General features: G+C 70.2%; 6 protein-coding genes. 4 read left to right on the top strand and 2 right to left on the bottom strand.

Annotation, left to right across the window (positions count from 1 at the left end; translation table 11 throughout):
- Positions 1-85: 85 nt before the first annotated feature.
- Both ileS and ACWGIH_RS41535 read right to left on the bottom strand, forming a co-directional pair.
- Entirely contained in the window at positions 86-3,235 is a 3,150-nt protein-coding gene (gene ileS / locus ACWGIH_RS41540; RefSeq protein WP_453450375.1) for an isoleucine--tRNA ligase, read from the bottom strand.
- A gap of 404 nt (positions 3,236-3,639) precedes the next feature.
- Positions 3,640-3,831, bottom strand: coding sequence for a DUF1059 domain-containing protein (locus tag ACWGIH_RS41535; protein WP_363208222.1), 192 nt, complete (start codon positions 3,829-3,831; stop codon positions 3,640-3,642).
- Between the two features lie 305 nt (positions 3,832-4,136).
- On the opposite strand from ACWGIH_RS41535, the gene ACWGIH_RS41530 reads away from it, so the two are divergent.
- The 4 genes from ACWGIH_RS41530 to ACWGIH_RS41515 all read left to right on the top strand — a co-directional run bounded on the left by ACWGIH_RS41530 (position 4,137) and on the right by ACWGIH_RS41515 (position 7,188).
- Entirely contained in the window at positions 4,137-4,997 is an 861-nt protein-coding gene (locus ACWGIH_RS41530; protein ID WP_453450340.1) for a TraR/DksA family transcriptional regulator, read from the top strand.
- A gap of 78 nt (positions 4,998-5,075) precedes the next feature.
- Positions 5,076-5,705 (top strand): signal peptidase II, encoded by a 630-nt coding sequence (gene lspA / locus ACWGIH_RS41525; protein ID WP_453450341.1) that lies wholly within the window; start codon positions 5,076-5,078, stop codon positions 5,703-5,705.
- A gap of 74 nt (positions 5,706-5,779) precedes the next feature.
- Positions 5,780-6,721, top strand: coding sequence for an RluA family pseudouridine synthase (locus ACWGIH_RS41520; protein WP_453450342.1), 942 nt, complete (start codon positions 5,780-5,782; stop codon positions 6,719-6,721).
- The gene (locus ACWGIH_RS41515; protein ID WP_453450343.1) at positions 6,718-7,188 is read left to right on the top strand and encodes a GNAT family N-acetyltransferase; all 471 of its coding nucleotides are present in this window, start codon (positions 6,718-6,720) and stop codon (positions 7,186-7,188) included. Before ACWGIH_RS41520 ends, ACWGIH_RS41515 begins: the two co-directional genes overlap by 4 nt.
- Positions 7,189-7,206: the final 18 nt, after the last annotated feature.

Genomic DNA, 7,206 nt, shown 5'->3' with positions numbered 1-7,206 from the left:
ACTTTGTGCGTCAGCACACAACGCCGAAGGCCCGGCCCCGCCAAGATCTCTGGCGGGGCCGGGCCTTCGTGGTTGCCCGGTTCGGTTACGCCTTGCGCAGACGGAACGTGAGCGACAGCGACTCGTCCGTGAACGTCTCGCCGTACGCCTCGTCGGCCTCGCCCTGCTCGAAGTCCGTGGCGAGGACCTCGTCCGCGATGAGCTCGGCATGGTCGGACAGGGCCGTGAGCACGGCCGGGTCCGTGGAGGTCCAGCGCAGGGCGATCCGGTCCGCGACGTCCAGGCCGCTGTTCTTGCGGGCCTCCTGGATCAGGCGGATCGCGTCACGGGCCAGGCCCGCCCGGCGCAGCTCCTCGGTGATCTCCAGGTCGAGGGCGACCGTGGCGCCGGAGTCGGACGCCACCGACCAGTCCTCGCGCGGGGTCTCCGTGATGATGACCTCGTCCGGGGCCAGCGTCACCGTCTCGCCGTCCACCTCGACCGACGCCGTGCCCTCGCGCAGGGCCAGGGACAGCGCGGCCGCGTCGGCGTCGGCGACGGCCTTGGCGACCGCCTGGACGCCCTTGCCGAACCGCTTGCCCAGGGCGCGGAAGTTCGCCTTCGCGGTCGTGTCGACCAGTGAGCCGCCGACCTCGGAGAGCGACGCGAGCGAGGAGACGTTGAGCTCCTCGGTGATCTGGGCGTGCAGCTCCGGGTTGAGCGACTCGAAGCCGGTGGCCGCGACCAGGGCGCGGGACAGCGGCTGACGGGTCTTGACGCCCGACTCCGCGCGCGTGGCGCGGCCCAGCTCCACCAGGCGACGTACGAGGACCATCTGCTTCGAGAGCTCCGGGTCGATCGCCGACAGGTCGGCCTCGGGCCAGGACGTCAGGTGGACCGACTCCGGGGCGTCCGGGTCGACCGGCACCACCAGGTCCTGCCAGACGCGCTCCGTGATGAACGGCGTCAGCGGGGCCATGAGGCGGGTGACCGTCTCCAGGACCTCGTGCAGGGTGCGCAGGGCCGCCTTGTCGCCCTGCCAGAAGCGGCGGCGGGAACGGCGTACGTACCAGTTCGAGAGGTTGTCGACGAACGTGGACAGGAGCTTGCCCGCACGCTGGGTGTCGTAGCCCTCCAGGGCCTGCGTGACCTGGTCGGTCAGCGCGTGCAGCTCGCTGAGCAGCCAGCGGTCCAGGAGCGGACGGTCGGCGGGCGCCGGGTCGGCGTCGCCGGGGGCCCACTTCGACGTACGGGCGTACAGGGCCTGGAACGCGACCGTGTTCCAGTACGTGAGGAGCGTCTTGCGGACGACTTCCTGGATGGTGCCGTGGCCCACGCGACGTGCGGCCCACGGGGAGCCGCCGGCCGCCATGAACCAGCGCACCGCGTCGGCGCCGTGCTGGTCCATGAGCGGGATCGGCTGGAGGATGTTGCCCAGGTGCTTGGACATCTTGCGGCCGTCCTCGGCGAGGATGTGGCCGAGACAGACCACGTTCTCGTACGACGACTTGTCGAAGACGAGCGTGCCCACCGCCATCAGCGTGTAGAACCAGCCGCGCGTCTGGTCGATGGCCTCCGAGATGAACTGCGCCGGGTACCGGCTCTCGAAGAGCTCCTTGTTCTTGTACGGGTATCCCCACTGCGCGAAGGGCATCGAACCGGAGTCGTACCAGGCGTCGATGACCTCGGGGACGCGGGTCGCGGTCTCCTGGCAGGTCGGGCAGGGGAAGGTGACCGCGTCGATGTACGGGCGGTGCGGGTCGAGCTCCGACTGGTCGGTGCCCGTCAGGTCGGAGAGCTCGGCGCGCGAGCCCACGCACGTCAAGTGGCCTTCCTCGCAGCGCCAGATGGGCAGCGGGGTGCCCCAGTAGCGGTTGCGGGACAGCGCCCAGTCGACGTTGTTGTTCAGCCAGTCGCCGAAGCGGCCGTGCTTGACCGAGTCGGGGAACCAGTTGGTCTTCTCGTTCTCCTGGAGGAGACGGTCCTTGATGGCCGTGGTGCGGATGTACCAGGACGGCTGCGCGTAGTAGAGCAGCGCGGTGTGGCAGCGCCAGCAGTGCGGATAGCTGTGCTCGTACGGGATGTGCTGGAAGAGCAGACCGCGGTCCTGGAGGTCCTCGGTGAGCTTTTCGTCGGCCTTCTTGAAGAAGACGCCGCCCACGAGCGGGACGTCCTCCTCGAAGGTGCCGTCGGGGCGGACCGGGTTCACGACCGGGAGGCCGTACGAGCGGCAGACCTTGAGGTCGTCCTCACCGAAGGCGGGGGACTGGTGGACCAGACCCGTGCCGTCCTCGGTGGTCACGTAGTCGGCGTTGACCACGTAGTGCGCGGGAGCCGGGAACTCGACCAGCTCGAAGGGGCGTTGGTAGGTCCAGCGCTCCATCTCGGCGCCGGTGAAGGTCTGGCCCGTGGTCTCCCAGCCCTCGCCGAGCGCCTTCTCGACGAGCGGCTCGGCGACGACGAGCTTCTCGGAACCTTCCGAGCCGTTCGTCGCGACGACGTACGTGACGTCCGGGTGCGCGGCGACCGCCGTGTTGGAGACGAGGGTCCACGGAGTGGTCGTCCACACCAGGAGGGACGCCTCGCCCGCCAGCGGGCCGCCGGTGAGCGGGAAGCGGACGAAGACGGACGGGTCGACGACCGTCTCGTACCCCTGCGCCAGCTCGTGGTCGGAGAGGCCGGTGCCGCAGCGCGGGCACCAGGGGGCGACGCGGTGGTCCTGGACCAGGAGGTCCTTGTTGAAGATCTCCTTCAGGGACCACCAGACCGAGTCGACGTACTCGGGGTTCATGGTGCGGTACGCGTCGTCCAGGTCGACCCAGTAGCCCATGCGGGTCGTGAGGTCGGCGAAGGCGTCGGTGTGCCGGGTCACGGACTCGCGGCACTTGGCGTTGAACTCGGCGATGCCGTACGCCTCGATGTCCTTCTTGCCGTTGAACCCGAGCTCCTTCTCGACCGCGAGCTCGACCGGGAGGCCGTGGCAGTCCCAGCCGGCCTTGCGGGCGACGTGGTAGCCCCGCATGGTGCGGAAGCGCGGGAAGACGTCCTTGAAGACGCGGGCCTCGATGTGGTGGGCGCCCGGCATGCCGTTGGCGGTGGGCGGGCCCTCGTAGAACACCCACTCGGGGCGGCCCTCGGACTGCTCCAGGCTCTTGGCGAAGATCTTCTGCTCGCGCCAGAAGTCGAGCACGGCGTGCTCAAGGGCGGGCAGGTCGACCTGGGCGGGCACCTGGCGGTACTGCGGCTGCGTATTCAACGGCTGCGTGTTCAACGCGCTTCCTCCGGCGGACGATTCCGTTCCGTCGGAGGGACGAGAGCCCTTGTCGCGCTCCCGCGGTACCACCCTCCTTGGCCTTCCCTGCGCGGGTGGCGCACGGTGAGGCCCCCTCATTGGGGTCGCGATGCCGGGTCTACTGGCCTGCGGCGGACCTGGGGTCCACTGCCGGCGGTTCTTCCGGCGGCTCCGGGGTGATCTTCACGTCGCGCCTGCCCCCGGGCTCACACCGTCCCCGGGTCGCTCATGGCCGCTTACGCCGCTACTCGTCCCCATCCACGCTTCTCGCTCCGCCCAGTGTAAGGGCCCCGGGCGGACACGGCCGACCGGTTTTCGCGTGGGCGGGGAAGAGGCGGCGGGGGCGTCCGGGCGGGCCGGCGGGGGCCTCAGGCGTGCTGGGGGACTTCGTCCCTGAGGGATTCGCGGACCATCTTGCGCAGCTCCGCGCTGTCGGTGTGGCCGTGGACCGACACGGCGTGCTCACTGGCGGCACGGACTACTTCCTCCTCCTCGCCGGAGATGGCGAGGGTGCAGTTGGTCTCGCTCGGGAACTCTCTGCAGTCGGCTGTTTTGCGCATGGCGCACCTTCTTCGGTTGTGCACCAGTTTATGCCTGTTTTCGGGCTCGAAACGGGCTCGGGGCCGATGGCGTCGGGGCTGCCGGGACTGACCCGAATGGCGACATGCGGGAAGCCCGGATCCTGGCCCGTCCCGCCGGGCGGATTACCGGGCTGGGAGCTGGGCACAACGCATGCATGCTCGCCGCGCGGCACCCGTGGGGCGGGCGTATCAGGCGGCGTGCCCCGTTGCCGCGGGCTCTGAGTCGATTTATCGTCCCAGCACGAATCGCGAGCAAGATCACAATATGTGAAGGGGCCGCGGCCATGGTGGCGAAGAAGACCGCCGTACAGCATCCGGCGTCGGGCAGATCCACGGGCGCGGCCACGAAGAAGACCGCCGCCAAGAAGACCGCCGCCAAGAAAACAGCCGGCAAGAAGACAGCCGCCAAGGAAGCCGTGGCGAAGAAGGCGGCCGTCAAGAAGGCCGTCGCCAAGAAGGCGGTCGCCAAGGTCGCCGACATCGGCAAGAAGACAGCCGCCGATGAGGGCACGGCCAAGGCGCCCGCCCCGAAGAAGGCCGCCACGGCCAAGAAGGCCCCCGCGGCCAAGAAGACAGCCGCCAAGAAGAGCACGGCCAAGAAGACGGCCGCGACCGCGGCCGAGGGTGCGGCTCAGGCCGCGGAGACGACGGGAGCCACGACAGTGGTCACGAAGAAGACTCCGGGCACGGCGACGGCAGCCAAGAAGCCGACGGCGGTGCCCAAGGCGCGCGTCGCCGCCGCGGAGCCCGGTGAGCTCGCGGTCCGCCCCGGCGAGGACCCCTGGACGCCGGACGAGGTCGAGGAGGCCCGTGCGGAGCTCCAGAGCGAGGCACTGCGGCTCGGCAGCGAGATCTCCTCCTCCGAGGACGCCCTGGCGGGTCTGATGCGCGACTCCGGTGACGGCGCGGGCGACGACGAAGCGGACACCGGCACGAAGAACATCACGCGGGAACATGAGATGTCGCTGGCCGCCAATGCGCGCGAGATGCTCGAACAGACGGAGCGCGCCCTGGAGCGTCTCGACGCGGGGACGTACGGCATCTGCGAGAACTGCGGTAACCCCATCGGCAAGGCGCGGATGCAGGCCTTCCCCCGCGCGACCCTGTGCATGGACTGCAAGCAGAAGCAGGAACGGCGCTACTGAACACGGCCTGACCACCTGGTGCCGTACGTGTGTGCCGTACCCTCGTCCCCAGTCAGGTACCTAGGTTGAGGGACTCACGTGGCAGAGGCGGAGCGCATCATCGGTACGCCGGATATCCCTGAGGCCGACGGGGCCGAGCCGGAGCAGTCCGCCTCGGGCTCCGGCGCGGCGGCGGGGCAGGACGAGCCGGCTTCGCCGGACGAGCAGGGCCCCGAGGGCAAGGGAAAGCGCAAGCTCCTGGCCCTGTTCGCGGTGGCCGTGTTCGCGTACGCCCTGGATCTCATCAGCAAGATGATCGTCGTCGCGAAGCTCGAGCACCACGAGCCGATCGAGATCATCGGGGACTGGCTCCAGTTCAACGCCATCCGGAACGCGGGCGCGGCCTTCGGGATGGGCGAGGCGTTCACCGTGATCTTCACCTTCATCGCCGCGGCGGTGATCGTGGTCATCGCCCGCCTGGCCCGCAAGCTCTACAGCCTGCCGTGGGCGATCGCGCTCGGCATGCTGCTCGGCGGCGCCCTGGGCAACCTCACCGACCGCATCTTCCGTTCCCCCGGTGTGTTCGAGGGAGCCGTGGTCGACTTCATCGCGCCCAAGGGCTTCGCGGTGTTCAACCTCGCGGACTCGGCGATCGTGTGCGGCGGCTTCCTGATCGTCATCCTGTCCTTCCGCGGCCTGGACCCGGACGGCACCGTCCACAAGGACTGAGGCCGGGCGGGGAGCGAGCCCCCGGCGGGGGCTCGCGGTGCGGGAGTGTCGGCGGCCTCCTGCATACTCAATGGGTGAGCACGATTCCCGAGATCCGTACCCTGCCCGTGCCGGACGGTCTGGAGGGCGAGCGCGTCGACGCCGCCATCTCCCGCATGTTCGGTTTTTCCCGCACGAAGGCCGCCGAGCTGGCGGCGGCAGGCAAGGTGATGGTCGACGGCAGCGTGGTCGGCAAGTCCGAGCGTGTGCACGGTGGCGCCTGGCTGGAGGTGGAGATGCCGCAGGCGCCCGCTCCGGTGCAGATCGTCGCGGAACCCGTCGAGGGCATGGAGATCATCCATGACGACGACGACATCCTCGTGATCGTCAAGCCGGTGGGCGTGGCCGCGCACCCGAGCCCCGGCTGGACCGGCACCACGGTGATCGGCGGCCTCGCGGCAGCCGGGTACCGCATCTCGACCTCCGGCGCCGCCGAGCGCCAGGGCATCGTGCACCGCCTCGACGTGGGCACCTCCGGCCTGATGGTGGTCGCCAAGTCGGAGCGCGCGTACACCTCCCTGAAGCGTCAGTTCAAGGAGCGCACGGTCGACAAGCGTTACAACGCGCTCGTGCAGGGCCACCCCGACCCGATGAGCGGCACGATCGACGCCCCCATCGGCCGCCACCCGAACCACGACTACAAGTGGGCGGTCACCGCCGAGGGCAAGCCCTCCGTCACGCACTACGACCTCATCGAGGCGTTCCGCGCGGCCTCGCTGCTCGACATCAAGCTGGAGACGGGCCGCACGCACCAGATCCGCGTGCACATGGCGGCCCACCGCCACCCGTGCGTGGGCGACCTGACGTACGGCGCCGACCCCACGCTCGGCAAGCGGCTCGGTCTCACCCGCCAGTGGCTGCACGCCGTGCGCCTCGGCTTCGAGCACCCCGGGGACGGGCAGTGGGTGGAGTTCGAGAGCACCTACCCGGACGACCTCCAGCTGGCGCTGGACCGCGTCCGGGCGGAGAGCTCGTGAGGGTCCGGGTCACCTGCCGGGTCGCGGCCGGAACCGACGACCTGGAGGCCTGCTTCGCGGTCCGCAAGGAAGTCTTCGTGGTGGAGCAGGGCGTCCCCCAGGACCTTGAGTACGACGCGTACGACGCCGACGCGGTGCACGTCGTCGCCGTCCGCGACGACGGTCTTCCGCTGGGCACGGGCCGCCTGCTCACCGGTGCGGCGGCCGCCGCGAAGAACGGCGGTGACGCCGAGGTGGGCGCGCTCGGCCGGCTCGCGGTGACCAAGGCGGCGCGCGGCCTCGGGGTGGGCGCGGCCCTGGTCCGGGCGATAGAGGACGCGGCACGCGCGCGTGGCCTCACCGCCGTCGACCTGCACGCGCAGACGCACGCCCTCGGGTTCTACGAGCGCCTGGGGTACGAGGTCTACGGCCCCGAGTTCCCGGACGCGGGCATCCCGCACCGGGCGATGCGCAAGGCGCTGGACTAGCGAGCCGCGCGGACGCCC

The sequence above is a fragment of the Streptomyces sp. NPDC054872 genome, from assembly GCF_053610705.1.
Note: the sequence above shows the minus strand (reverse complement) of the source record. Positions and strands in the feature narration are given on the sequence as shown.